A 25,467-nucleotide genomic window follows, 5' to 3' on the forward strand; every position below is an offset into this window, starting at 1 on the left:
AAAATCATTATCCTGATATAAATTTGACTTCTGCAATTTTCCCTTCCAGCAAAATCTCTTCGGGTAACATCATCTTTAAAACAAATGATGATCCCTTTATTTGAATATATCCTTTTGTTGTCTTAAGTCTTAATTCTTTATCAGTAAAAACTGCTAGCCCTTTATGATTTTCAATGTATACATGTAGCTGACCAATTATTGTAATTCTCGGTAATTCCATTACAACATCAGAAGGCAATGCAAGATACTTTACTAGCCATGGTCGTAATCGTTGTTGTAGATTCTTCACTAGATAAAGCCCCCTCTCACATACATATTTATGAGAAAATGAAACAGATAAGAACTAAAAAACCCAAAAGCATCAAAGCGACACTTTTGGGTTTTAATTATGTTCTATTAATGGGTATGCCTACTTCTTTCGGCAATTACACTTCGGAAAGGTTTTCTAGCTCTAGGAGGACCAAGAACTTCCGACATAATAATGCCATTGACCAATCCTTTATGATTTAAACTTGTTTTTACATCTTTCTTAAACTTCTCTTTGTTTACATTCTTACTTTGTAGAGTGTGGTGCTTAATCGCATCTTGAATAGATGGTCCAATAGACAAATCTTGTTGCGATAAAGAATCAATCGAATCACTGGTCCCAGTATTCATCCGTTGCTTTAATTTCTCCATTTGTTGTTTCTGCTGTTCTTCCACACTTACATTTGTAGCAGACGATGTATACACGGTCTGTTTTTGCTTATGTCTAGTTTCTTCTGAACCTGAAGTGTTATAGACAGTTCGCTTAGGATTTTGTTGACCTCCTGAAGGGGTTGCAGTTGGTCTCGGCACATTAGGCCTATTTGGTTTTTGTTTTTGTTGTTCATTTTCTCGAGCCCCGCCCATTGCACGGATAATTCCATATACAATGAAAGCGATTATTGGCAAGAATTCAAATAACCCATCCATTTAAATCCCCCCTTCTATCTTCTTAGAACCTTGTTTATTAATTATCATCATCATTATTATCTTTAGAAAGTTTACCAATAGAATCACGCATGTCTGTATCAGCGTTAATATTTTCATAATTTAAGTAATCCATAACACCTAATTTACCAGTACGTAATGCCTCTGCAAGTGCTAATGGAACATCAGCTTCTGCTTCCACAACTTTTGCACGCATTTCTTGAACACGGGCAACCATTTCTTGTTCTTGAGCAACTGCCATCGCACGACGTTCTTCTGCTTTCGCTTGAGCGATTTTCTTATCTGCCTCAGCCTGGTCTGTTTGTAACATCGCACCAATATTTTTACCGATATCTACATCTGCAATATCAATTGATAAGATTTCAAATGCAGTACCAGCATCTAATCCTTTTGCAAGGACTGTGTGTGAAATCATATCAGGATTTTCTAACACTTTTGCATGAGTTTCTGAACTACCAATTGTACTAACGACACCTTCACCGACACGAGCGATGATAGTTTCTTCACCTGCACCCCCAACTAATCGGTCAATGTTGGCACGTACAGTAATTCTAGCTTTTGCTTTTACTTCAATTCCATCCATTGCAATACCTGCAATAAAAGGTGTTTCAATAACTTCAGGGTTAACACTCATTTGTACAGCTTCCAGCACATCACGACCAGCTAGGTCAATAGCAGCTGCACGCTCAAAAGATAGTTCGATGTTTGCACGATGTGCAGCAATTAATGCATTCACAACACGGTCTACATTACCACCAGCAAGATAGTGACTTTCAAGTTGATTTGTTTTAACATCAAGTCCTGCTTTATGAGCTTTAATTAGTGGATTGATAACACGACTAGGTACAACTCGACGTAATCTCATACCAATTAATTGTAGAATTCCTACTCGCACACCAGCAGCTAATGCACTAATCCAAAGTGTTACCGGTATAAATGTAAATAAAATTGCCACAGCAATCAAGATAACTGCGATAAGTATCACAGGCATAATAATATTTGCATCCATAAATAATTCCTCCTAAAATGTATTATATTATAGGTCATTATGACCTTATAATTCTCTTACTATAACACGTACTCCTTCTACCTTTACAACTTTAATAGGAGTATTTGCATGAATAAAACTACCTTCTGTTACGACATCAATTCGCTCATTATTAATAATAGCTACTCCTGATGGTCTTAATCCTGTTGCAGCAATTCCTTCCATCCCTATTAAATCTAGGCGATTTTGATTAGAAACATAACCAAGTTCTGTTGTTGTTCGATCTTTTAATATGACATGTCGGAAAATACCCTTATCTAATCCAATCCTTCTAAATAGTATGACGGAAGCTATCACAGCAACTAAAAAAGCAATAGCCACGCTCGTCATCATATGACCCACATTTGCACCTGACATAAATAATGAGCCAATAATTGCCCCGATGCCTAAAATACCTAAGATACCCCCGGGGACAAAAAATTCTGCAATAAGTAATGCAATACCGAGAATTAATATGATGATTGCTTCCATTCCGGCAAGCCCTGCAACAAAATGACCATAAAAGAATAGTGCAAGTGATAGTAGCCCAACACTACCAGGCACCCCGAATCCAGGTGAATATAGTTCTAGAATCAACCCTAAGCTTGCTAGTGATAATAGAATCGGAACAACGATTGGGTTCGTGATAAATCTAGCAATATTTTCTGCAAGAGTAGGTTCTGTTTGAATGATGGTGCCATTTGATAATCCTAACTCAAACAATAACTCCGTTCGATCTTGAACAATTCCTTCAGCATAACCAACCTCTAGTGCTTCTTTAGGTGTCAAGGTTAAAAATTCACCCTCAGGTGCATCCAATTCAGGAAGATCGATACTTGCATCTGCCATTGCTGCTGCATATAATGGGTCTCTTCCACCAGCTTCAGCAGCACTTGTCATAGTTTTCAGCCAGGCAGATTGTGCTTTTTTATCTGCAGCAGTACCATCAGAATTGATAACGCCACTAGCTCCCATCCTTGCTCGAGGTGTCATGTAGATATTATCTGTGTGTAGGGCAATATACGATCCTGCAGAAAACGCCTCACTTACAATAAAAGAGGTTGTGGGAATTTCAAGGTTAGCAATTATAGTTCCAATATTATTTGCTGCTTCTACACTTCCACCAGGAGTATTAATCTCAAATATGATATGATCTGCTCCTGCTTCCACTGCCTCACTAGTAGTTCTTGAAAGGAATGCTTCTAACCCACGTTCTATGTCATCCTCTATTGGAATAACATAGATTTGTTTACCTCCACCTTGCGCATCAGCATGAACGGGATTATTAATCCCCGATGATAACAACGATAATATGATGACAATATAAATAGAGAAATAAAATGCCAAACGCTTTCTCGGCAACTATTACACCTCCTTCTCTGTACATTTATTCATACGATTGATGACAAAATAAAGTTTCAAAAAATTTCATATGTACATCCCTATTCACCTAAATAGTATCACAGTTTACTACTGGAAAGGTAGAAATATGAAAGCAGTATTGGATAACTTTCATAAATTTGAGTAAAATAAAAAACCCTTGCTATTAACAAGGGTTTTTATAGGGCAAACTTAATTCAAATGTTCTTGAACTAATTTATTAATTTTAGAGCCGTCAGCTTTTCCTTTTACTTTAGGCATCACTGCACTCATAACCTTACCCATATCTTTTTTTGAAGATGCGCCAGTTTCTTGAATCGCTTCTTGAACAATTACTGAAAGCTCTTCATCAGAAAGCTGTTCAGGCATATATTCTTGAATAATTTTGATTTCCATTTCAAGTTTTTCAACAAGATCTTCGCGTCCAGCTGATTTAAATTCTTGGAGGGAATCTTTTCTTTGTTTCAATTCTCTTGATAAAATTGTCAAATCTTCGTCTTCCGATAATTCACTTTTACCAAGCTTTATCGATTCATTTTGTAATGAAGCTTTTACCATTCGAATAACACTAAGTCTTTCCTTATCTTTATTCTTCATCGCTTGCTTCATATCGTCGTTCAACTGTGATAGTAATGACATCTTCTAGCACCTTCTTTAGAATTTACGCTTTCTAGCAGCTTCAGATTTCTTTTTACGACGAACGCTAGGTTTTTCATAGTGTTCACGCTTACGATATTCTTGTAGTGTCCCACTTTTTGCTACACTACGTTTAAAGCGACGAAGAGCATCCTCAAGAGACTCGTTTTTACGAACGCGAGTTGTATTTGACATGCTAATTTCCCTCCCTCCGAAGCAAAAAAACAGATTAATAAGGCATACTGATATATATCATGCCTTTTGTAATTATAATATATTGCTTAGTAATGGTCAACTGATTATTTTTCTTTGACTCTTTAGTTTTCTACGCTAGTTGATATGTTATCTACTTACCTAAAAGACCCGAGAAAATCCGACTGTGAAATTAATAATCTGATGTGCCTTGATTTCCCTGTACAATCGCTACTCCTGAGCTTGCACCAATTCTAGTTGCACCAGCTTCTATTACCGCTTTTGCTTGTGCTAAATCGCGTACTCCTCCAGATGCTTTCACTCCTAGATCAGGTCCAACAGTCTTACGCATTAAAGCAATATCTTCTACAGTTGCTCCTCCACCTGAAAATCCGGTAGATGTTTTGACATAATCAGTACCAGCTTCTTTTGCTAATTGACATGCTTTAACTTTTTCTTCTTCAGATAACAATGAAGTTTCAATAATAACTTTTGTTAGGGCTTTTCCTTTTGCAGCTTCAACTACAGCTTGAATGTCTTGTTTCACAAAATCTTCATTACCTGATTTTAACTCACCAATGTTTATCACCATATCAACTTCTGTAGCGCCGTTCGATATGGCTTGTTTTGTTTCATATACCTTCGTTTCTGTAGATGTAGCTCCTAAAGGAAAACCGATGACTGTACAAACTTTTACCTCGGTATTTTTTAAATGTTCATAACATAATGGAACCCAATGTGGGTTCACACAAACTGATGCAAACTCATACTCTTTTGCTTCCTCAACAATCTTTAAGATAGCATCTTTTGTAGCTTCAGGCTTTAATAAGGTGTGATCGATATATTTTGCAATATTTTCTACCAAGTTAAACATCCTTTCTTAAGTTGTATGTACCTCTTGCATAATAGCATTTTAACGCCATAAAAGCTATTCAGGAAATCCTAATGCCCAATCAATTGACTAGGCATTTATTTTCATCTTACCATGTGTAGCATTGTCCATGACTCTAACAAAAGTACCTTCATTGTATGGATAACCAGATTTAGTAATCTTTACACGGACAATCTTACCAATCATATCACTAGTTCCTTCAAATTTTACTTTAAGATAGTTATCTGTATACCCTACTAACATATTAGGGTTGTCTTCGTCTAATACACGTTCTTCTGGGATAACTTCTAGCACTTCATTTTGATAGCGTAATGCATACTCGTTAGCTAATTCCTCCGACAAGTCAATCATTCTTTGAACACGTTCTGCTTTTACATCTTCATCTACTTGATTTTCCATTCTAGCAGCTGGCGTTCCGGTTCTTCTTGAGAATGGGAATACATGAAGTTCTGAATATCCAACTTTTCTAATGAAATCGTATGTCTCCATAAACTCTTTTTCTGTTTCACCTGGGAAACCTACTATTACATCAGACGTAATTGCTAAATCTGGCAAGGCTTTACGGATTTTTTCAACTTTTTGGTAGTAAAATTCCGATGAATATTTTCTACGCATACGTTTTAATACAGTGTCTGAACCAGATTGTAGTGGAATATGTAAATGACGTACAATCTTTTCTGATTTATCTAGTACTTCAATTACTTCGTCCGTAATTTGACTAGCTTCAATGGAAGAGATCCGTATGCGTTCAAGCCCATCTACTTTTGATTCTAGATCGCGTAATAATGCTGCAAAATTATAGTCATTTAAATCTTCACCATATCCAGCTGTGTGAATACCAGTCAGAACTACTTCTTTATACCCGGCTTCAACTAACTTTTTCGCTTGAGTTAACACACTTTCAGGATCTCTAGAACGTAAAAGTCCTCTTGACCACGGGATAATACAGAAGGTACAGAAATTATTACAGCCTTCTTGTATTTTCAATGATGCACGAGTTCTATCTGTAAATTCAGGAACATCCATTTCTTCAAATACACGATTCTTCATAATGTTAGAGACACCATTAATTGGTTCTCTTGATTTCTTATGTTCTTCAATATATTCAATCATGTTTTTTCTATCTTGTGTTCCAACTACTACATCTACACCTGGAATTTCTAAAATTTCACCTGGTGATGTTTGCGCGTAGCACCCAGTCACACAAACAATCGCATCTGGATTATTTCGAACTGCACGCCTAATTGTTTGTCTACTTTTTTTGTCTCCGGAATTTGTTACCGTACATGTATTAATAACATATACATCAGAATCATGGTCAAAATCAACTCGTTCATATCCTTGTTCCATGAACATGCGCCAAATTCCTTCAGTTTCATAATGATTTACTTTACAACCTAATGTATGAAATGCTACCGTTGGCATTATTGCCCCCCCAATTCTTCTAATTGATACGATATACTAGCAAGTGCATATAAAGCAGCAGTCTCTGTCCTCAATATACGAGGACCTAATCTGACGGGTATAAAATGATGTTCTTTCAAACTATGTACTTCCTCAGGAGAAAATCCTCCTTCGGGACCAATACAAATAAGTACTTTATCACCTATACTTAGCTTACTAACAATACTTGCAAAAGATTGAAAAGAATTTGTTTTCGCCTCTTCTTCATATGCAATAATTTTCACATGATATGTCTCACTTTCTTTAATCAACTCTTTTAAGTTCATAATTGACTTAATTTCAGGAAGGTAATTACGATGAGACTGTTCACTTGCTTCTTTAATTATTTTTGCATAGCGAGTAATTTTTTTATCTACTTTCCTAGCATCCCATTTTACAACAGATCTTTTCGACTGGAAAGGGATAAAGGCTGATGCACCCAATTCAGTCCCTTTTTGTAGGATTAGGTCCATCTTATCTCCCTTTGGTAATCCTTGTGCAATGGTTACAAAAACGGGTAGTTCCGTATTATTGTTTAGCCATTCAATAATTTTAGCCTTTACGGCATGTTCGTCAATCTGTACAATCTCACAAATTGCTCCAGTTGTATTTGGTGGATTACAAATAATCTTATCTCCAACCTGCATTCGCATTACGCGTACAATATGATGAGCATCGTCACCGTCAACGGTGATAATATCATTCTTCTTATTTTCTTCTGGGATAAAATATCTCTGCATATAAGCACCTACTTTTTCTTCGCTACGACAGAAACCCAGTCTTCTAGCTCATTAATTTCAACTATTTCAAAACCTTGACTTTCCAAATTATTTAAAACTAATTGTTTTTTGGCTTGAATAATCCCAGATGTGATGAAATAACCGCCATCTACCAGATTTTCAAATGCATCATCTATAAACCGGATAATTATTTCCGCTAATATATTGGAAACAATGATATCAGCTTTCATATCAACATGACTAAGTAGGTTATTTTGCTTTGTTTTGATTAAATGATTAACTTTGTTTACTTTTGCATTTAACTGTGTGCTCTTTACCGCGACTTCATCTAAATCATACGCATAAATATCTTCCGCACCCAATAATGCTGAAGCAATACTTAGCACACCAGAACCACAGCCAACATCAATAACAGTTTCATTCCCCTTGATATATTTTTCAAGTGCCTGAATACTTAATACCGTTGTTGGGTGAGTTCCGGTACCGAATGCCATACCAGGATCTAGTTCTATAACAATTTCCTCGGTAGATTTTGGTGTATAGTCTTCCCAAGTTGGAGTAATTGTAATCTTATTAGAGATTTGAACTGGTTTATAGTACTTCTTCCAAGCAGTTGCCCAATCTTCTTCATTGACCTCACTAAGTGTTACTTGATTTGGCCCCAAGTCTATATCAAATGCAAGTAAGTTATTAATTGCTTGTTTAATTTCTTCCACAGTTTCTCCTAGGAAGCTATTAAACGGTAAATATGCTTTAATATAGACCCCTTCTTCTGGATAATCATTTTCGTTAAGTTCATAAATCTCACCAAACACGTTCTCTTTTTCAGTCAATAAATCTATCGGGTCTTCAATGACAACACCACTTGCACCTGTTTCATGCAAAATATTCGAAATCGGTTCAATAGCCTCATTGGTAGTATGGATACATATTTCTGACCATTTCAAACGAATCTCACTCATTTCCTTTTTTGTTATAATCAATTACTCCTGATGGACTACAGTATGTACAGGGGATAAAGGAGCTCAATCCCCTTTAAATGCTCTTTTAAACTTTTGAAAAATTGAATCCTCTTGCTCCTCTGTTTTATCGTTGCCGGCAATTTCATTAAATTCTCGTAATAACTCTTTCTGTCTGTCTGTTAATTTAGTAGGTGTCACAATGCGAACTTTGATATGTTGGTCTCCATTTCCATATCCTCTAACATTCGGTGAGCCTTTTCCTTTTAGGCGGAAAGTCTTCCCTGTTTGCGTACCCGCTGGGATTTTAAGTTTTACTTTCCCATGTACCGTAGGAACTTCTACTTCATCACCTAGAGCTGCTTGAGTAAATGTCAATGGTAATTCGCAGAAAATATTGTCACCTTCTCGAGTAAAGAATTCATGTCTTCTCACTTGGATAACAACGTACAGATCTCCCGCTGGACCACCATTTTTTCCAGGTTCTCCCTTTCCAGCAACGCGTATTTGCTGGCCATCATCTATACCTGCTGGGATATTAATATGAATCTTTTTATTCTTTTTAACGGTTCCATCCCCAGAACATGTCGCACACTTTTCAGGAATTATCTTACCTGTTCCATTACAGTGGTGACATACTCTACGGTTAACTACACGACCAAATGGCGTATTTTGCTCGGTGTTTAATTGTCCTGAACCATTACAATGGGAACAACTTTTTGGCTTAGTACCAGGTTTTGCCCCTGAACCATGACAAGTAGCACATTCCTCATCTCGTGGAATCATAATGTCTGTTTCTTTTCCAAAGATAGATTCTTCAAAATCAAGGATCATCGTATATTGAAGATCCGCACCTTGTTGAGGGGCGTTTGGATCACGTCTACGGCCGCCTCCACCTCCAAAGAACATATCAAATATATCTCCAAAACCACCGAAATCTTGACCTCCACCGAAGCCACCAAATCCTTGACCATCCATACCTGCATGACCAAATTGATCATATTGTGCACGCTTTTGTTCATTTGATAGTGTTTCATATGCTTCTTTTGCTTCTTTAAATTTATCAGCAGCATCTGGTTCTTTATTCACATCAGGGTGGTACTGACGAGCTAGCTTACGATATGCTTTTTTAATTTCTTCTTTCGATGCATTTTTTTCAAGACCTAAGACTTCATAATAATCTCTTTTTGACACTGTGTATCACTCTCCCGAATCTCTTCACATAAGGTAAATCATAACACTAAAAATATTGCCATGGCAAATGGTACAAGGTCAGTTCATCCATTTGTCAGTATTCCTCTACTAAAAGCTACGTAGAAAAAGTCAAAGCCAAGGGAATCCTGACTTTGACTTTCTCCTAAATACTTATTTCTTATCTTCTTCGTCAACTTCTTGATAGTCTGCGTCAACAACATCATCATTTGAGCTTTGAGCATCTTGGCCCTCAGCAGCTTGATTTTGTTGTGCCATTTGTTCATATAGTTTAACGGATAATTGTTGTACTTGTTCTTGTAGTGCATCTTTCTTTGTCTTGATTTCATCAAGATTAGTACCTTCTAATGCTTTTTTCAATTCTTCTCTTGCAGCTTCTGCTTTTTGTTTCTCTTCTTCAGAAACTTTATCCGCTAAATCCTTTAGGGTCTTATCCGTTGTAAAGATTAGTTGGTCTGATTCATTACGAAGGTCAACCTCTTCACGACGTTGCTTATCAGACTCGGCATTTTCTTCCGCTTCTCTTACCATACGTTCTACTTCCTCATCTGATAATCCTGAAGAAGATTTAATGGTAATAGATTGCTCTTTATTAGTTCCCATATCCTTCGCACGGACATTCACAATACCGTTTGAATCAATATCAAACGATACTTCAATTTGCGGAACACCTCTAGGTGCTGGTGGGATATCAGTTAATTGGAAACGACCAAGTGTTTTATTATCTGCTGCCATTTCACGTTCCCCTTGAAGAACATGAATATCTACTGCTGTTTGATTATCTGCAGCTGTTGAGAAAACTTGAGAATGACTTGTTGGAATGGTTGTATTACGTTCGATTAACTTAGTAAATACTCCACCCATTGTTTCAATCCCCAATGAAAGTGGTGTTACATCTAGTAAGACAACATCCTTCACGTCCCCTTGAAGAACTCCACCCTGAATAGCTGCACCAAGTGCTACTACTTCATCAGGATTTACACCTTTAGATGGCTCTTTGCCAATTTCACGTTTGATAGCTTCTTGTACTGCAGGGATACGAGTAGAACCACCAACAAGAATAACTTTATCAATATCATTCGATGTTAAATCTGCATCACGCATTGCTTTACGTGTTGGAATCATGGTACGTTCTACAAGATCAGAAGAAAGCTCTTCAAACTTAGCACGAGTTAAATTCATTTCTAAATGTAATGGTCCAGCCTCACCAGCCGTGATGAACGGTAAGGAAATCTGTGTTTGAGAAACACCAGATAAATCTTTCTTTGCTTTTTCTGCAGCATCTTTTAGACGTTGCACGGCCATTTTATCTTGAGATAAATCAATTCCATTTTCTTTTTTAAACTCGGCAACTAAATGATCGATGATTACATCATCAAAATCATCTCCACCAAGGCGATTATCACCAGCTGTAGCAACAACCTCAAAAGTACCATCACCAATATCTAATATAGATACATCAAATGTACCTCCACCAAGGTCAAATACTAGGATTGTTTGATCTTGATCTGCTTTATCTATACCATATGCTAAAGCTGCAGCGGTTGGTTCGTTAATTATACGTTCTACTTCAAGACCTGCAATGCGACCAGCATCCTTCGTTGCTTGTCGTTCAGAATCATTGAAGTATGCCGGTACGGTAATAACAGCCTTATCCACTGTTTCTCCGATATAATCTTCTGCGTAAGACTTTAAGTATTGTAGAATAGCTGCTGATAGCTCTTGAGGTGTATACTCTTTACCATCAACTTCCACTTTATAATCGGTACCCATATGTCGTTTAATTGATAGAATAGTATTAGGGTTTGTAATTGCTTGACGTTTCGCAACTTCCCCAACTTGTCTCTCACCATTTTTAAATGCTACAGCAGATGGTGTAGTGCGGTTTCCCTCAGGGTTTGGAATAACTACTGCTTCTCCGCCTTCCATTACTGCAACACATGAATTTGTTGTTCCTAAATCAATTCCAATAATTTTACCCATATTTATTTCCTCCTTGAATCGTGCCTAACTTATTTATTTACTTTCACCATAGCTGGTCGAATAACGCGATCTTTAATTAGATATCCTTTTTGCAATTCTTCTACAACCACATTTGAGTCCATCGATTCATCTTCTACTTGCATTACAGCTTGATGAACATTCGGGTCAAATTCTTTGCCTACTGATTCAATTGCTTCAATACCTTGTGATTTTAACGCGTCAATAAGTTGTCGGTACACCATCGATATACCTTCAAGTAATCCTTTGTTTGACTCATCAACCTCAACTTGTAATGCTCGCTCGAAATTATCAATAGCTGGTAAAAGTTCGGTTGCAAGGTCTTGTGATTTATACTTAGCTGCTGCTTCTCGTTCTTTAATAGATCGTTTCTTGAAGTTATCAAATTCAGCCTGTGCTCTAAGGAATCTCTGATATAATTCATCTTTTTCCTTTTGCAGATTTTCTATTTCTTCGTTATGTGTTTCTGTTTCTAACTCTTCATCCTTGTTGGAAAGAGATTCTTCTTGATCAACAATCTCTGCCTCAACTGAATCATCAACTAATTGTTCTTCATTTTCTTTCTCAATGCCTGTAGTATCCTTTTCTTCCATTTCGTGCACCTCCAAAAATACAATCAATCAAATAACAAGTATGTCTATTACAATCTTTTACTCGCCGTTGTTTTTATACCATAGATACAATGCATCTGTCATTTCATTTGATAACGCATTTAATAGAGTTATCACTTTTCGGTATTCCATTCTAGTTGGTCCTAGCAATGCTATTGTACCCTTTTGTTCACTTCCAAACTGGTAAGAAGCGGTTATGAGACTAAAATCCTTAATCTCTTCAATTTCATTTTCATTGCCAATCGTTACCTTGATGCCATGTTGAGGTGCCTTCAATAAATTTACTACTTGATCTTCGTTTTCCATCATTTGATAAAACGCCCGAATTTTATTTATATCATTGAACTCAGGTTGGGTTAATAATTTCGTTTTACCACCAATATATAATTTAACTGGCTGTTCCTGAAAGAAAGCAGATTTTAAATATTGGAAAGATTTCTCAAAATCATGGACATACATTTGCATTAAGGAAAGTACTTCCTTCGTAATGACCTCTGGTAACCGAGCAAGAGAGATACCATGTAATCGATCATTTAAGATATTTACGATCTTCTCTAAATCAGATGCACTGATTTCTGCTGGAAAAGTAAATGATCGGTGCTCAACATGCCCAGAATCTGTAACTAATATGGCTACAGCAGAATGATTTGTTAATGGTACTATTTGTAGCTGCTTTAATTTAGTCTCAAATATTTCCGGACCTAAAATAATGGATGTATAGTTAGTTAAATCAGATAACACCTCTGCAGACTTTTGCACCAACTTTTCAAAATCGATGAATTCATCCCTGACTAGGTCTCTCATAATACTTAAGTTTCCTTTACCCATAGATGATCCAATGACATTGTCCACATAATATCGATACCCTTTTTCTGATGGCACACGACCAGATGAAGAATGTGTTTTTTCGAGATAACCCAGTTCTTCTAAGTCGGCCATGACATTTCGTATCGTAGCAGCACTTAAGGATATTTCATCTTTTTTGGAAATAGCACGCGAGCCAACTGGGTGAGCTGATTCTATAAAATCATCAATAATAACTTGCAAAATCAACAATTGCCTTTCTGTTAACATTAATGATCACCCCTGTTAGCACTCTGTTCACCTGAGTGCTAATTCTAATAATAAATTATCAAATCCTTATTTTTTTGTCAATGCTATTGCCTCTAAGTCCTCATCTTCCAGTAAAAAATGTTCAAATACTTCATTTCCAAATAAAACACCATCATCAGTGAGGTGAAGTGATTTTTCAGTATTTACTAGCCAGCCCTTTTGAATGAGATAATCAATTTGGTTTTTGTAAATTAATTCAAGCGGAAAGTCAAATTTCGATATAAACTTTTCTTTGTCTACCCCACTTAGCTTACGTAGTCCTAAGAATAATTCTTCCTCAATTTGTTCTTTTAATCCTATCGTTTCCACTTTTAAGGTTGGCTTCCCATCTTGCATAGCTTGTTTAATATAAGCTGGAATAGGTTTCATGTTAATGGTACGTTTTCCAGGTAGGTAACCACTAGCTCCTGCACCAAATCCGTAATAATAGTCATTATTCCAGTAGGTTAAATTATGCTTACTTTCAAATCCTTTTTTCGAAAAATTACTTATCTCATACTGCTGTATACCTGACTCTTTCATTTTTGTTTTTAGGATGTCATACATTTTTACTTCTTCCTCTTGTGCAGGTCGATGTAATTGTCCTTTTTTATGTCGATTATAGAAAATCGTTTTGGGCTCTATTTGTAATGAATACGCTGAATAATGTGGAAGGTCAAATGCCAGCGCTTCTTTCACTGTTTTTTCAAAGTGTTCTGCTGACTGATTTGGTAAAGAATATATCAAATCAAGGCTAATATTAGTTAAATCATGTTGCTTTAGTAATTCAACTGTCTTATATACATCTTCTATACGGTGTGCTCTTCCAAGTTCTTTGAGCATTTCATTATCAAATACTTGAACACCTAACGATACCCTATTTACGCCATAATCTTTTAATAGTTTTGCCTTCTCTTCATCAAAGTCACCTGGATTTGCTTCGATTGTATATTCTTCACAATTTGAAACATCAAATTTATCAGAGATTAATTCTAATAACGTCTTTAACTGTTTATGATTTAATGCAGTTGGTGTACCTCCGCCAATAAAAATAGTTTTTACTGGGTTCTTTTCACCATCCACTTGGGTATTTATTTCATTTGAAAGTGCTTCTAAATAATCCGTTGCCATTTGTTCATTATAAAAAAACTTCGTAAAGTCACAATAATGGCAAATATGATGACAAAACGGAATATGAATATACACAGATGGGATCATAGTACTTTCTCCTAACAAGCATAATTTGTATTTCAATGTAACTCTAAAAAAGAAAAGGAAAAACTTTTATTAAAGTTCTTCCGTTCATTTTCTTTATTCGTCATCCATTTTAAGCACGGCCATAAATGCTTCTTGTGGTACTTCAACAGAACCGACCATCTTCATGCGTTTCTTACCTTCTTTTTGCTTTTCAAGTAGCTTTCTTTTTCGAGATATATCCCCACCATAACATTTGGCAAGTACGTTTTTACGCATCGCTTTAATCGAAGACCTTGCAACTATTTTATTTCCAATTGCAGCTTGGACGGGTACTTCGAACTGTTGTCTAGGGATTAGTTCTTTTAGTTTTTCTACAATTAGTTTCCCGCGCTCATAAGAAAAATCTTTATGGACGATAAATGATAATGCATCTATGGTTTCACCATTTAAAAGAATATCCATCTTGACTAATTTCGAAGGACGATAGCCTATTAATTCATAGTCAAAAGAGGCATATCCTTTCGTGTTTGATTTTAATTGATCAAAAAAGTCGTAGACAATTTCTGAAAGTGGTATGTCATAGATTACATTAACACGAATATCATCAAGATATTCCATATCAATGAATTGCCCACGTTTCTTCTGAGCAATCTCCATTACAGCTCCAACGTATTCATTAGGTACCATAATTGTAGCTTTTACATATGGTTCACGAATCTCTTGTATCTTTTGTGGATCTGGCATTATGGAAGGATTATCGATAATAATCGTTTCTCCATCAGTTTGTTCCACTTCATATATTACACTAGGTGCCGTTGTTATTAAATCGATTTTAAATTCACGTTCAATTCGTTCTTGGATAATTTCCATATGTAACAGTCCTAGAAATCCACAACGAAAACCAAATCCCAATGCTTGGGATGTTTCAGCTTCATATTGTAGAGCTGAATCGTTAAGCTCTAAGCGTTCTAACGCCTCACGTAAGTCATTGTATTTATTAGAATCAACTGGGTAAAGTCCACAATAAACCATAGGATTTAAACGTCTGTAACCAGGTAACGGTTCTGAAGCTGGGTTATTCGCGAATGTTATCGTATCACCAACACGAGTATCACCAACATTTTTGATCGATGCTGTTAAATATCCAACATCACCAACACCCAGTTCCTTAAGCGGTAATTGCTTTGGTGTAAATACGCCCACTTCATTGACTTCAAATTCTTTACCTGTTGCCATCATCTTTATTTTATCGCCAACCTTAACAGAGCCTTCCTTAATACACACATAAGCAACTACGCCACGGTAAGGATCATATAGAGAATCAAAAATAAGTGCTTTTAGTGGTTCTTCTGCATTCCCCATTGGAGGTGGTACAGCTTCTGTAATCCTCTCCAATATGTCTTCAATTCCAATGTTGGCTTTCGCTGAAGCTAGAATGACATCGTCTGGATCAATTCCAATTACATCCTGAAGTTCTTTTTTAACTCGTTCTGGATCTGCACTAGGCAAGTCAATCTTATTAATAACCGGTATAATTTCAAGTTCATTATCTAATGCAAGATATACGTTTGCCAATGTTTGTGCTTCAATTCCTTGGGCAGCGTCAACAACAAGAATAGCTCCTTCGCATGCTGCAAGGCTCCTTGAAACTTCATATGTAAAGTCCACATGTCCCGGGGTGTCGATTAAATGAAAAGTAAAATCTTCCCCACTTTTACTCTGGTATTGTAATTGAACAGCATTTAACTTAATAGTAATACCACGTTCTCTTTCTAAATCCATTGCATCTAGCAATTGATCTTTCATTTCACGTTTTGTAACCGTTCGTGTGTTTTCTAAAATACGGTCGGCCAGTGTTGATTTTCCATGGTCAATATGGGCTATGATAGAAAAATTACGTACATTTTCTTGTTTTCTCGCCATACTTGGTGTTCACTCCTATTGCCTTTACCAATGTTCAGTAAAAGTACAAATTTAATACATCATAATTTACGATAATTGCTAGGATGATTATAGCAATTGCAACCTTGAGTTTCAAGAAAGAGTTGTTAGGAGAGGTATAATTATCTCAAACAACCATTAAACAATTACTAAAATTTCATACTACAAACTATACCAATACATAGTCTATGTTTAGAAAGCTTCTTTTTGTAATGATTGTCTTCTAACATTCAGTAGATAAAAACTGCGCGGCTAATATTCTTTTTGGGGAGCACCATACCCGCTACGGAAATACACTCCGCACTCGCTGAGCGGCTGGTGAGCCTCCTCGTGCTATCGCACTGCGGGGTCTCACCTATGCCTATCCTCCCGCAGGACAAGGAACGCTACGAAAGCAATACATCGCACGCAGAAAAAGTGATTTTCTTTTTCAAGGAGTCTCCGTGTATTTCCTTCGCTAGTATAGAATGGAAAAAATATTGCATAAAAATAAAGAACAATTTTCTTCGTGCGATGATTACGCTGACGAAGCATTCCTTATCCTACGGGAATAGCACGTGTCCGAAGACCCCGCAGAGGTGGTTTTTCCTCGAGGAGGCTGAGGCCGGGCCCGTGGAAAGCGGAGTATTCTGCCGGAGCGGTATATTACCACCACGCCCATTCATGACACTCGTAACCGCACAGTTTCTATTAAATTCAACAAGAATTTGAACTAAACAACACAAAAATAATTCGAACTGGAATGAATTCTTAGAATCACAGTTCGAATTATTCTTTAATAGATTATCCTCTAGAATTCTCACTTTGTTAGTAGAATAATTGTGAGATTTGGTATAGGATTTGGACAATTAGGTCGTAGAAACCTTGAACAATTACTTCTAGGAAAGATGCTGTTTTTTGGCTTAGGTGTTCAGTGTTAGAAGCAGAGAGTTCATTAGCGACTGTTTGTTGATTTACTACTTCTGATTCTTGGTTTTTTGGTTTTACCGTCTGTTTTACTTCAGGTGTTGATTCTACTACCTCGGTATCTGCGACAGCATTGGTAGTTGGTAGAATAGATTTTCCATTATGGTCGATACCGACTAATGTTCCCACTAAAAAGCATACAACTAAAAGTAACACGACAGATATAAACTTTGCCATTTTCCTGAACCTCCTTTATTCCGCACTGACCTTTTCAGCATCCCAATAAAATTCACTAAATACTTCCGCTAAAGCTTCTGCTGATCGATATAATTCCTCGAGATTATTATCCACTCCACCAATTTCAACTGTTAGTGCATTTTCGTGTAAATCTTGGTTAAAGACCCCATCTGTCCCCGGACCTTTTTTTGGTGGCAAAACTCCGCGACTTAAACCAGGGTATTTCTTTTGCATAATCTTATGTAGTTTACTTGCAATTTCCACATTTTTCTCGTAATTTTTATTTTCACCGCCAATGACAAACGCGATTTTTGCATAAGGTTCACCATTAATTACCTTTGTAGTAGCATCGCCTCTAATAGCATCTCGATGAATATCAAAGACATATCGAATTTCTTTGTTATTAGCAAATACTTCTTGAACATTACCTCGTATAGCATCGTATGACTGCCAATATTCCATATCCTTCTGTTCTAATAGTTTCATTGTATCCGTTTTATCTAATTGATTCCCAATACCATGTTGATCAAGTGCACTAGCAAAATGCTCACTTACCATGGTTATATTAACTTTATTATGCTGTGCCAAATTTGGATTTGTTTCTTCTGGCAAATGTGGTAAAAAGGATTCATAGTTATGTGTATTGTAGATATACACTATATTTTTATCACCAGTAGATGGCGGGTTCTCTTGACCTTCATTTTCCTCTTCATTCTCTAGTCCTTCATCAACAACTGCTTCTCTTTCTCTTAAAACCTCTTCTAATGGTGGAGAAGATTCAACAGGAAGATTTGTGTAGTTGGTCCCCTCTCCAGCAATAAATATTTCACTATCATAAATTGACAATCCTGGGAGCTCACTACCTAGTAAACTTCTTGGGTCGTCTGGCTTTATACTAGTAGCTATCTGAAATATTGTTGATGTTATCTTTGGCATTTCAGAATCTGGTGGAAGTCCTTCCAAAAATACTCTGTTTTCCATCCCAAATAGATATAGGAAAGTCGAGCTCTCTATCTCACTCGTCCAATTTGTTAATGTGTTGGAAGAAAAACGGAGCGCAGGGGAAATAGTAGTAAATAGTCCGATTAATATAAATAAGCAAAGTACACTTATAACGTATAAGGCACTCTTTTTTACAATTAGAAATATTTTTTGTTTATTTTCGTGATTAGGTAACCCTACCATATTGTTCCACCTTCCTGTTCGTCTATATTAGAATCTATGACGAATCTTCGGAAGGTAGAACCGACACTCTCATTTATTGCAAAAATTTAATAGATTTATTCAATTTATCTTATCTTGAATAATTAGCAAAGTTATCAACATCTACTGCTTCATGTAGTGCTGCATTAATTCCATTTGCGATTACATGTGACATATCAATCATAAATCCATCAACCTCTTTTGGAGTAACCATCATGTTATATCCAGTCGGGGTAAGGACTTCTGCAATAAGTTTTCTTTTTTCCTCGTCAGATAGAGTCCCAACAATCCCCATAAAGGTTTGCCTTTTATCTGGATCGGGTAAATCTTCTTCTGTAAACTTCTTATTTCCAAAAGACATACTTGCTGGTGCTAGTGACTTAGATGGACGATCTTTTTCCCTCCACTCTCTTCCAAAGTGCTTTAAGATATAGTCTATTGTGTCACTTGTTATCGTAACGGCATCTACAACCGTTGGAACGCCGATTGCAATAACTGGTACTCCGAGAGTTTCCTTACTTAATTCTTTTCTTTTATTTCCAACACCAGATCCAGGGTGTATTCCTGAATCAGAAAGTTGAATAGTTTCATTTACGCGCTCAATAGAACGTGAAGCTAATGCATCAATAGCGATAACAAAGTCTGGTTTAAATTTCTCAACAATACCAAAAATAATATTACTTGTTTCGATTCCGGTCACTCCCATAACACCAGGAGTTACAGCTCCAACTGGTCGATATCCTTCTGAGACCGATTCATGTTCAAGTTTAAACAAATGACTTGTAACTAATACTTTTTCTACAGTCATTGGACCTAATGCATCTGGCGTAACATTCCAGTTTCCAAGACCAACTATTAATCCCGTACCATCTTTTTTGATATTATTTTTTTCTAATAGGTTCTCTAACTCTCTAGCAAGTATTTTGGCGGCATTTTCTTGTAGCTTTGTATCTTGTCTTTTTACCCCATCTGCATAAATGGTTACATAAGACCCTGGTTTCTTGTTTAGTAAATTTGCACCTTCTTTATCAATATCAACATAGGACACTTTAATACCGTCTTCTTCATGATCCTTTAATGTAACACCCGTTATCTTGTCTTCGTCGGGTGTTTCTTTTTCAACGTACATATCCTTTGCTTCGATTGCTAGATCTGTTCGTACCTGTAGTTTGTTTACATCCATATCCATAATTAATCGCATCCTTTCAGGTGAGTAAAAATCCTTCTGTAATCCCTTTTCACCCCCGTTAGTAATGAACAAAGCTGTAATTTGTGGATGAAAAGTAAAACAACACACTATCTATAGCATTAGCCTTAACACTTTTACTAAAATCATACAATTTATGGAACGATAAATAATTGTTATTGAAAACAAGCTCTAACTTTGGTAAAATGACTCTTGTTCAATGTAATGAACGTTCTTGTTTTTAGGAGGTGAAATAATGGCTAATATTAAATCCGCAATTAAACGTGTTGGTGTAAACAATAAAAAGCGTGCTCAAAACCAATCTGACAAATCAGAAATGCGTTCTCAAATTAAATTAGTTGAAAAATTTGTTGAAGCAAATGATGTTGAAAGTGCTAAATCAGCTTTAACTGTTACTATCAAAAAAATTGATAAAGCAGTTCAAAAAGGTCTTCTTCATAAAAATGCAGGAAACCGTCAAAAAGCTCGTCTAACTAAAAAAGTTAACGGACTTAGTGCATAATACATGAAAAAAAACGATCCGAAGTTGGATCGTTTTTTCATTTATACACTTAGTGTTTTATTAGGTTATATAATAATAATTCAAATGCTAGTTCTTTATCCATTTTTCCTTGTTTCATAATTGCATCTGTCTCAGCTAGGTTATCCATAAATGCTTTTAACTGTTGAACTGAAAATTTAGCTTCGCGATTCAAGGCGATCTTAATTACGTATGGGTGTGCACCTAATTGTTTTTGCATTTGACCTGAGCTGTATCCCTTTTGTTTTAGTAACTTTACCCGAAGAATCGTTCTAAATTGAAAGGCTAATAAACCAATTAATGCGATTGGCTCTTCTTTCATTTTTTCAAGATCTTTGTAAATAGAGATAGCTTTGGCTAAGTTACCCTCAATAACAGCATCAACTAATCTAATTCCTGAACTACTTATAGTATGTGAGACCATTTCTTCTGCAACTTGCTTTGTTACGATGCCACCTTCACCAATGTACATGGCAATCTTTTCTAGTTCTTTCTCCATGATTTTTAAATCATTTGAAAGTTCATTTTCAAATATTTCATAGGCATTCTCAGCAATTTCAACATTTAATTGCTTCGCTAAATCCATCATCCAATTTTTAATTTCATATTCTTTAACTGGGTTACATTCCGCAACGAGTCCCTTTTTCTTTAAGGCTTTGCTAATCTTTTTTCGTTCATCAATTTTTTCGTATGGTGCGATTAAAACTAGGATAGAATAATCTACTGGCATTTCTAGGTATTGTTCCAACACTTCCAGTTGATGTTCAAATGAGAGTTTATCTGGTTTTGCTTTTAGAAATGTTGCGTTTGTTGCAAAGATTAATTTACGGTCACCAAAAAAAGGATATGTTTCCACATCCGCAACTACTTCTTGTATAGATGTTTCTGTTAAATCATATGTAGAAAGATTCTCTTCATCGGATAACACATTTTTAATTAGCAAATCCTTTATTTTTTGGATAAAATAGTTTTCCGTTCCATATAATAAAATGACTTCTGGTATATTTTGCTTCTTTATATGCTTAATTGTCTCCGTATAATTCATGCCATTCACTCCAAATTGTTATATATTCATGGTAATTGCTTAACAAGTGAATAGCAAGAAAAACCTGAGAGGGAAATTTAGGGATAGTAAATTTCCCTCCCTATCTATATGAACGTTTAACATAAAGCCCTAGGAACGTTATGTTAAACGATGTTTTTCCTTTATTTATAGCATGACCCTTCTCCCCAAAAGTATAGTTGTTAGTTCTTTCTAATTTTGGTTAATAAAATTAAATATGAACTTTTTGTATCATTGGTGGATTTTTTTATGTAATTAATTTATACTAAAGGTTGATATAGGAGGGTTAGCTATGAATGAATTTGAAAAGGATCCACAATCCAAAAATCATGATGTTGTTGATTCCATTAAGGGGTTCGCATTTTCTTTAGTTTTCTTTCTACTAATTTTTGCTATTGGCGTAACCATTAGTGTAGTTGGCTCTTAAAGGTACATAATTGAAGTGAACAAAAGAGACAGGAAATTACCTAGTCTCTTTTGTTTTTTTACATTACTCAATATATAAACTATGGCTTAAATGGATAAAAGGTTCCGTTCTTTTCGGTATATCGATAAAAAATTGCACCATCTTTATCAGTCCTCATAATAGTCACGTCTTCCTGATTGAATGTTTCAATCACGTTACGTGATGGATGTCCGTAACGATTCTCGCGGCCGACTGAAATTAACGCAAAAGTAGGATTAATTCGAGAAACAAATTCAGGATTTGATGACGTCTCACTTCCATGATGAGCAACTTTAAGGACGTCTACTGCTAAGTTTTGAAACCTATTAAGAATTTCTTGTTCATTATTAACATGAATGTCACCAGTAAATAACCAGGAAAAGTTTCCAATGTCTGCATGAAGTACTAATGAATTTTCATTACTGTTATTTTTATCTACCCAAGGAGAAAGAATTGTAAACCTATTCCCTTTAATATCAACGTTTTGTCCCGCTTCTACTTGCAATAAATTAGGTCTACTCTCCAAGTGAAAATCATACTCAAAAAATTTACTGGTTATAACCTTCTCTACGTTAAAATCTTCTAATATGTATGGAATACTCCCAACATGGTCAATATCTTCATGACTAATAAACACCACGTCTATCTTATTAATTCCTTGATATTGTAAAAATGGTTTTATTATTCTTTTATAAATTGAATCGGAAGGCTCAAAATCATCAAAGGAGAAATTTGCACCAGAATCAATTAATACTACTCCTTTACGATATGGAAACTCAATTACAATAGCGTCACCTTGACCAATATCAAGCATCGTTACAGTTCCATAAGGAGATAAATAAGGACGAATCAATAATGAAAATAGTAATGCTGTTAATATTACACCATACCCAAAAGCCTTTCGATTGTTTTGACGATGAATGCTATTCATCATTAAAACTAGTAAAGAATAATAAACTACAATTAGAATGGATGGAAATTTCCCTGTAATCCAAGGATAAAATGCGAATTGATCGATGTATTCAAGTGGTACTAAGAAGAAAACATCGTGAATAGTTGAGAATAGCTTGTCTACTAACTCAGGAACTAAAGGAATTGGAAAAACAATTATTAGTATGAACATTAACGGGATTACAAAGAAGGAGAAATACGGTACGACAAGGACATTAAGCACTATAGAAAGAGGATTAAATTGAAAGAAGTATATAATTTGTAATGGAATAATCATTAGTTGAGAGATAAAACTTAGTTTCAACATTTGGAAAAATAAGGAGTTATCTTCTGAAATCCACTTTCTGGATAGAATGATTCCAAACGTTACAATAAATGATAACTGGAAACCAACATGGTAAATAATATACTTATCCATTGCAATAAGGAGTAAGAACGTAACACTAATTACATCTGTTACCGAAAGTTTCAACCTGATTTTACGAATAAGAATTACTAATATAACCATTGAACAAGCTCTCAAAACAGATGGTTCACCACCAGCAAGAATTGCATAGATTGGTAAAAATATAATGATTACATAATGATATTTTTCCCTAGTTAATAAACCGAACTTGACTGTAATCATAAATAATAAGCCAACAACCAATCCAATGTGTAAACCTGAAATGGCCAATAAATGTGATAATCCCCACCTTTGAAATAGTTCAGTGGTGTCTTTACTTATTAGACTGTCATCCCCAAGTACTAGTGCATTTATCCATGCACTTGTTTTCTCTGAGTAAGTTATTAACACATACTCTTTAATGCTGTCTCTAAGTTTATAAATCCAGTTCCAGTTTGTTTTTCCTTGACAGCTAATATCATTAAAGGACTCAACTTCCACTTCGAATTGAATTCCACTTGCAGCAAGGTATTTTTGATAATTAAATTGCCCTGGATTCGTACTTTCTTCCGGTATTCTTACCTCTCCAACAAGTTGACAATTGGCACCTAGTTGTATAGATAAGTAATTCGGATTTGTTGTTTCAGGATTATAATAGAGTACTTTTAAGATATTTTTTGTATTGCTTTCTTGAAAATCAAATTGAAGGACGGTTTCAGATGTACTGATTGGACTTACTATTTCACCAATTAAGGTCTTCTTCTCTTGGGTATTTATAGTAGTATTGAGTTCAATCTGAGGAATATAAATGAAGAAAAAAAGAAAGGTGGCTAGGGAAATGAAAAAAGGAATTTTCCCTAACCGGTTTGAACTATATAAATACACGAACCAAACTAAAAGTGCAATAAAAAAGATACTCGAATCAAATACTCTTGTCAAGGCACTACATAAACATGCCATTGCCGGTACATACCAATAGCCTTTCATCTTTTGCGTCTACCTATTTTGATAGAATAGATCTTGTGCTTTTTCTTTTAATGCTTTGACTTCATCTGATTGAGTTTCATCCACAATTTTAAGAAGTTCTTGCACAACAGCATTCTTTTCTTTAAAAGAGAGATCTAATGACAAGTAATCTAATTCCACTTTTTCCGTTTTTACTCCCGCTTCTTTAAATAGTTGGATCGCGTACGGATGATTCTTGTAATCCTCTGCATAATAGACAGACTTAATCCCACTTTGTATTAATTGTTTAGTACATTGTAAACAAGGAAAATGAGTAACATAAACTTCTGCATTCTCGGTTGGGACACCAAACTTAGCACATTGTAAGAGAGCATTAGCCTCTGCATGAACAGTACGAACACAATGTCCATCTATGACATAACAACCATCGTCTATGCAATGAACACTTCCCGATACACTTCCATTATAGCCGCCTGCAATGATTCGTTTATCCCGAACAATAGTTGCTCCAACCATAAGTCTAGTACAAGTACTCCTTAAAGCTAATAATTGGCTTTGTGCCATAAAATATTGATTCCATGAGATTCTTTCCATCTTGTAATTCTCCTCTCTATTAACTCTAGTTTAACTTGCTTTATCTTCTACCGTCAATTTCTTATGGAATTTGAATCTCTTCTAATAGAGACTCCAATGTTTTTTCCCCAATCCCTGAAACATTTAATAAATCTTGTGCTGATTGGAAGTAACCTATCTCATCTCTATATTCGACAATGGCCTTTGCTTTGGATGGTCCAATTCCAGGTAATTTCTGTATCTCTTCAACAGTAGCGTAGTTAATTCGAACTTTTGAACTTTTTATCACTGTATTACTAGTATTCTCTTCACCCAATTTCGGGACAATGAGAATCATTTCATCAAATAATTTCTGAGCAAGGTTAATTTCATATTGGTCTGCCTCCCCCGTAAATCCTCCCGCCCGCTTAATAACGTCCTTCACACGGGTATCTGCAGCCATCTCATAAACACCCGGCTGCTTAACCTCCCCTTTTACATCTACAATTAATTGTCCCTGTTCTAGTTCTTTTGAACTCAAATCTTCACTTGAGCTTTCCGAAGAAACTTGGACTATTTCTTGAGGTGGTACTTCCTCTTGATTCATCATAAATAGTAAAACGATTAATACCCCCACACCAATGAAAATGATAAATATATTTCTGCGGAACAATTCTATCAAATTTATCACATCCTATTACACTTGTTTGTCCATCATACATAAAGGATGTTTTTTT

25 protein-coding genes are annotated in these 25,467 nt (G+C 35.7%); 2 read left to right on the top strand and 23 right to left on the bottom strand.

The features are described 5' to 3' along the window. Positions 1 to 7: 7 nt before the first annotated feature. The 19 genes from yqfC to gpr form a co-directional block, all read right to left on the bottom strand. Positions 8 to 289: a sporulation protein YqfC gene (gene yqfC, locus BN999_RS06725; protein ID WP_096270623.1), complete on the bottom strand. Its 282-nt coding sequence runs from the start codon at positions 287 to 289 to the stop codon at positions 8 to 10. 107 nt (positions 290 to 396) lie between these two features. Next, positions 397 to 954, bottom strand: a complete 558-nt coding sequence (locus tag BN999_RS06730; RefSeq protein ID WP_096270624.1) for a hypothetical protein — start codon at positions 952 to 954, stop codon at positions 397 to 399. Positions 955 to 991: 37 nt separating this feature from the next. Beyond that, entirely contained in the window at positions 992 to 1,981 is a 990-nt protein-coding gene (floA, locus tag BN999_RS06735) for a flotillin-like protein FloA (RefSeq protein WP_096270625.1), read from the bottom strand. Between the two features lie 45 nt (positions 1,982 to 2,026). Next, on the bottom strand, positions 2,027 to 3,361 hold the full coding sequence (locus BN999_RS06740; RefSeq protein ID WP_096270626.1) for an NfeD family protein: 1,335 nt from the start codon (positions 3,359 to 3,361) through the stop codon (positions 2,027 to 2,029). A 210-nt stretch (positions 3,362 to 3,571) separates the two neighbouring features. Continuing rightward, positions 3,572 to 4,018 carry a GatB/YqeY domain-containing protein gene (locus BN999_RS06745; RefSeq protein ID WP_096270627.1) on the bottom strand — a complete coding sequence of 149 codons (447 nt, stop codon included), beginning with the start codon at positions 4,016 to 4,018 and terminating at the stop codon, positions 3,572 to 3,574. 15 nt (positions 4,019 to 4,033) lie between these two features. Then, positions 4,034 to 4,210, bottom strand: a complete 177-nt coding sequence (rpsU, locus tag BN999_RS06750; protein WP_042145999.1) for a 30S ribosomal protein S21 — start codon at positions 4,208 to 4,210, stop codon at positions 4,034 to 4,036. A 190-nt stretch (positions 4,211 to 4,400) separates the two neighbouring features. Beyond that, positions 4,401 to 5,072: a deoxyribose-phosphate aldolase gene (gene deoC, locus BN999_RS06755; RefSeq protein WP_255247411.1), complete on the bottom strand. Its 672-nt coding sequence runs from the start codon at positions 5,070 to 5,072 to the stop codon at positions 4,401 to 4,403. 96 nt (positions 5,073 to 5,168) lie between these two features. After that, the gene (mtaB, locus tag BN999_RS06760) at positions 5,169 to 6,524 is read right to left on the bottom strand and encodes a tRNA (N(6)-L-threonylcarbamoyladenosine(37)-C(2))-methylthiotransferase MtaB (RefSeq protein WP_096270629.1); all 1,356 of its coding nucleotides are present in this window, start codon (positions 6,522 to 6,524) and stop codon (positions 5,169 to 5,171) included. Next, a complete protein-coding gene (locus BN999_RS06765) occupies positions 6,524 to 7,282 on the bottom strand; it encodes a 16S rRNA (uracil(1498)-N(3))-methyltransferase (protein WP_096270630.1) in 759 nt (252 codons plus the stop codon). The genes mtaB and BN999_RS06765 overlap by 1 nt, the downstream gene beginning before the upstream one ends. A gap of 8 nt (positions 7,283 to 7,290) precedes the next feature. Continuing rightward, on the bottom strand, positions 7,291 to 8,229 hold the full coding sequence (gene prmA / locus BN999_RS06770; RefSeq protein WP_096270704.1) for a 50S ribosomal protein L11 methyltransferase: 939 nt from the start codon (positions 8,227 to 8,229) through the stop codon (positions 7,291 to 7,293). 78 nt (positions 8,230 to 8,307) lie between these two features. Continuing rightward, complete coding sequence (gene dnaJ, locus BN999_RS06775; RefSeq protein ID WP_096270631.1) at positions 8,308 to 9,435, bottom strand: molecular chaperone DnaJ; 1,128 nt, start codon at positions 9,433 to 9,435, stop codon at positions 8,308 to 8,310. Between the two features lie 171 nt (positions 9,436 to 9,606). Beyond that, the gene (gene dnaK, locus BN999_RS06780; RefSeq protein ID WP_096270632.1) at positions 9,607 to 11,436 is read right to left on the bottom strand and encodes a molecular chaperone DnaK; all 1,830 of its coding nucleotides are present in this window, start codon (positions 11,434 to 11,436) and stop codon (positions 9,607 to 9,609) included. 29 nt (positions 11,437 to 11,465) lie between these two features. After that, on the bottom strand, positions 11,466 to 12,047 hold the full coding sequence (gene grpE / locus BN999_RS06785) for a nucleotide exchange factor GrpE (RefSeq protein WP_096270633.1): 582 nt from the start codon (positions 12,045 to 12,047) through the stop codon (positions 11,466 to 11,468). 57 nt (positions 12,048 to 12,104) lie between these two features. Beyond that, a complete protein-coding gene (gene hrcA / locus BN999_RS06790) occupies positions 12,105 to 13,139 on the bottom strand; it encodes a heat-inducible transcriptional repressor HrcA (protein ID WP_096270634.1) in 1,035 nt (344 codons plus the stop codon). Between the two features lie 66 nt (positions 13,140 to 13,205). After that, positions 13,206 to 14,375, bottom strand: coding sequence for a radical SAM family heme chaperone HemW (gene hemW, locus BN999_RS06795; RefSeq protein ID WP_096270635.1), 1,170 nt, complete (start codon positions 14,373 to 14,375; stop codon positions 13,206 to 13,208). A 93-nt stretch (positions 14,376 to 14,468) separates the two neighbouring features. Further along, complete coding sequence (gene lepA / locus BN999_RS06800; RefSeq protein ID WP_096270636.1) at positions 14,469 to 16,277, bottom strand: translation elongation factor 4; 1,809 nt, start codon at positions 16,275 to 16,277, stop codon at positions 14,469 to 14,471. Between the two features lie 825 nt (positions 16,278 to 17,102). After that, positions 17,103 to 17,438: a hypothetical protein gene (locus BN999_RS06810; RefSeq protein ID WP_096270638.1), complete on the bottom strand. Its 336-nt coding sequence runs from the start codon at positions 17,436 to 17,438 to the stop codon at positions 17,103 to 17,105. A gap of 15 nt (positions 17,439 to 17,453) precedes the next feature. Next, positions 17,454 to 18,623: a stage II sporulation protein P gene (gene spoIIP, locus BN999_RS06815; RefSeq protein ID WP_096270639.1), complete on the bottom strand. Its 1,170-nt coding sequence runs from the start codon at positions 18,621 to 18,623 to the stop codon at positions 17,454 to 17,456. A gap of 109 nt (positions 18,624 to 18,732) precedes the next feature. Then, on the bottom strand, positions 18,733 to 19,830 hold the full coding sequence (gene gpr, locus BN999_RS06820; RefSeq protein ID WP_096270640.1) for a GPR endopeptidase: 1,098 nt from the start codon (positions 19,828 to 19,830) through the stop codon (positions 18,733 to 18,735). A gap of 253 nt (positions 19,831 to 20,083) precedes the next feature. On the opposite strand from gpr, the gene rpsT reads away from it, so the two are divergent. Then, on the top strand, positions 20,084 to 20,350 hold the full coding sequence (rpsT, locus tag BN999_RS06825) for a 30S ribosomal protein S20 (protein WP_096270641.1): 267 nt from the start codon (positions 20,084 to 20,086) through the stop codon (positions 20,348 to 20,350). A 49-nt stretch (positions 20,351 to 20,399) separates the two neighbouring features. Here rpsT and holA read toward each other — a convergent pair whose 3' ends face one another. Beyond that, positions 20,400 to 21,413 (bottom strand): DNA polymerase III subunit delta, encoded by a 1,014-nt coding sequence (gene holA / locus BN999_RS06830; protein WP_096270642.1) that lies wholly within the window; start codon positions 21,411 to 21,413, stop codon positions 20,400 to 20,402. A 310-nt stretch (positions 21,414 to 21,723) separates the two neighbouring features. On the opposite strand from holA, the gene BN999_RS06835 reads away from it, so the two are divergent. Next, positions 21,724 to 21,858: a YqzM family protein gene (locus BN999_RS06835; RefSeq protein WP_096270643.1), complete on the top strand. Its 135-nt coding sequence runs from the start codon at positions 21,724 to 21,726 to the stop codon at positions 21,856 to 21,858. Between the two features lie 79 nt (positions 21,859 to 21,937). On the opposite strand, the gene BN999_RS06840 is transcribed toward BN999_RS06835, so the two are convergent. The 3 genes from BN999_RS06840 to BN999_RS06850 all read right to left on the bottom strand — a co-directional run bounded on the left by BN999_RS06840 (position 21,938) and on the right by BN999_RS06850 (position 25,340). Beyond that, a complete protein-coding gene (locus BN999_RS06840) occupies positions 21,938 to 24,199 on the bottom strand; it encodes a DNA internalization-related competence protein ComEC/Rec2 (RefSeq protein WP_141249042.1) in 2,262 nt (753 codons plus the stop codon). 9 nt (positions 24,200 to 24,208) lie between these two features. Continuing rightward, positions 24,209 to 24,772 carry a ComE operon protein 2 gene (locus BN999_RS06845; protein WP_096270644.1) on the bottom strand — a complete coding sequence of 188 codons (564 nt, stop codon included), beginning with the start codon at positions 24,770 to 24,772 and terminating at the stop codon, positions 24,209 to 24,211. 61 nt (positions 24,773 to 24,833) lie between these two features. Next, positions 24,834 to 25,340: a helix-hairpin-helix domain-containing protein gene (locus BN999_RS06850; protein WP_096270706.1), complete on the bottom strand. Its 507-nt coding sequence runs from the start codon at positions 25,338 to 25,340 to the stop codon at positions 24,834 to 24,836. Positions 25,341 to 25,467: the final 127 nt, after the last annotated feature.

This window comes from Paucisalibacillus globulus (assembly GCF_900184735.1).
Lineage (GTDB): Bacteria > Bacillota > Bacilli > Bacillales > Amphibacillaceae > Ornithinibacillus > Ornithinibacillus globulus_B.

Bases quoted from the DNA above. Each gene is read 5' to 3' on its own strand.
- dnaK (WP_096270632.1), bottom strand. From the start codon at position 11,436: ATGGGTAAAATTATTGGAATTGATTTAGGAACAACAAATTCATGTGTT.
- lepA (WP_096270636.1), bottom strand. From the start codon at position 16,277: ATGGCGAGAAAACAAGAAAATGTACGTAATTTTTCTATCATAGCCCAT.
- BN999_RS06765 (WP_096270630.1), bottom strand. From the start codon at position 7,282: ATGCAGAGATATTTTATCCCAGAAGAAAATAAGAAGAATGATATTATC.
- BN999_RS06810 (WP_096270638.1), bottom strand. From the start codon at position 17,438: ATGGCAAAGTTTATATCTGTCGTGTTACTTTTAGTTGTATGCTTTTTA.
- mtaB (WP_096270629.1), bottom strand. From the start codon at position 6,524: ATGCCAACGGTAGCATTTCATACATTAGGTTGTAAAGTAAATCATTAT.
- rpsT (WP_096270641.1), top strand. From the start codon at position 20,084: ATGGCTAATATTAAATCCGCAATTAAACGTGTTGGTGTAAACAATAAA.
- BN999_RS06730 (WP_096270624.1), bottom strand. From the start codon at position 954: ATGGATGGGTTATTTGAATTCTTGCCAATAATCGCTTTCATTGTATAT.
- hrcA (WP_096270634.1), bottom strand. From the start codon at position 13,139: ATGTTAACAGAAAGGCAATTGTTGATTTTGCAAGTTATTATTGATGAT.
- rpsU (WP_042145999.1), bottom strand. From the start codon at position 4,210: ATGTCAAATACAACTCGCGTTCGTAAAAACGAGTCTCTTGAGGATGCT.
- spoIIP (WP_096270639.1), bottom strand. From the start codon at position 18,623: ATGGTAGGGTTACCTAATCACGAAAATAAACAAAAAATATTTCTAATT.
- BN999_RS06840 (WP_141249042.1), bottom strand. From the start codon at position 24,199: ATGAAAGGCTATTGGTATGTACCGGCAATGGCATGTTTATGTAGTGCC.
- holA (WP_096270642.1), bottom strand. From the start codon at position 21,413: ATGAATTATACGGAGACAATTAAGCATATAAAGAAGCAAAATATACCA.
- BN999_RS06850 (WP_096270706.1), bottom strand. From the start codon at position 25,340: ATGATGAATCAAGAGGAAGTACCACCTCAAGAAATAGTCCAAGTTTCT.
- floA (WP_096270625.1), bottom strand. From the start codon at position 1,981: ATGGATGCAAATATTATTATGCCTGTGATACTTATCGCAGTTATCTTG.
- grpE (WP_096270633.1), bottom strand. From the start codon at position 12,047: ATGGAAGAAAAGGATACTACAGGCATTGAGAAAGAAAATGAAGAACAA.
- hemW (WP_096270635.1), bottom strand. From the start codon at position 14,375: ATGATCCCATCTGTGTATATTCATATTCCGTTTTGTCATCATATTTGC.
- BN999_RS06845 (WP_096270644.1), bottom strand. From the start codon at position 24,772: ATGGAAAGAATCTCATGGAATCAATATTTTATGGCACAAAGCCAATTA.
- BN999_RS06745 (WP_096270627.1), bottom strand. From the start codon at position 4,018: ATGTCATTACTATCACAGTTGAACGACGATATGAAGCAAGCGATGAAG.
- gpr (WP_096270640.1), bottom strand. From the start codon at position 19,830: ATGGATATGGATGTAAACAAACTACAGGTACGAACAGATCTAGCAATC.
- BN999_RS06835 (WP_096270643.1), top strand. From the start codon at position 21,724: ATGAATGAATTTGAAAAGGATCCACAATCCAAAAATCATGATGTTGTT.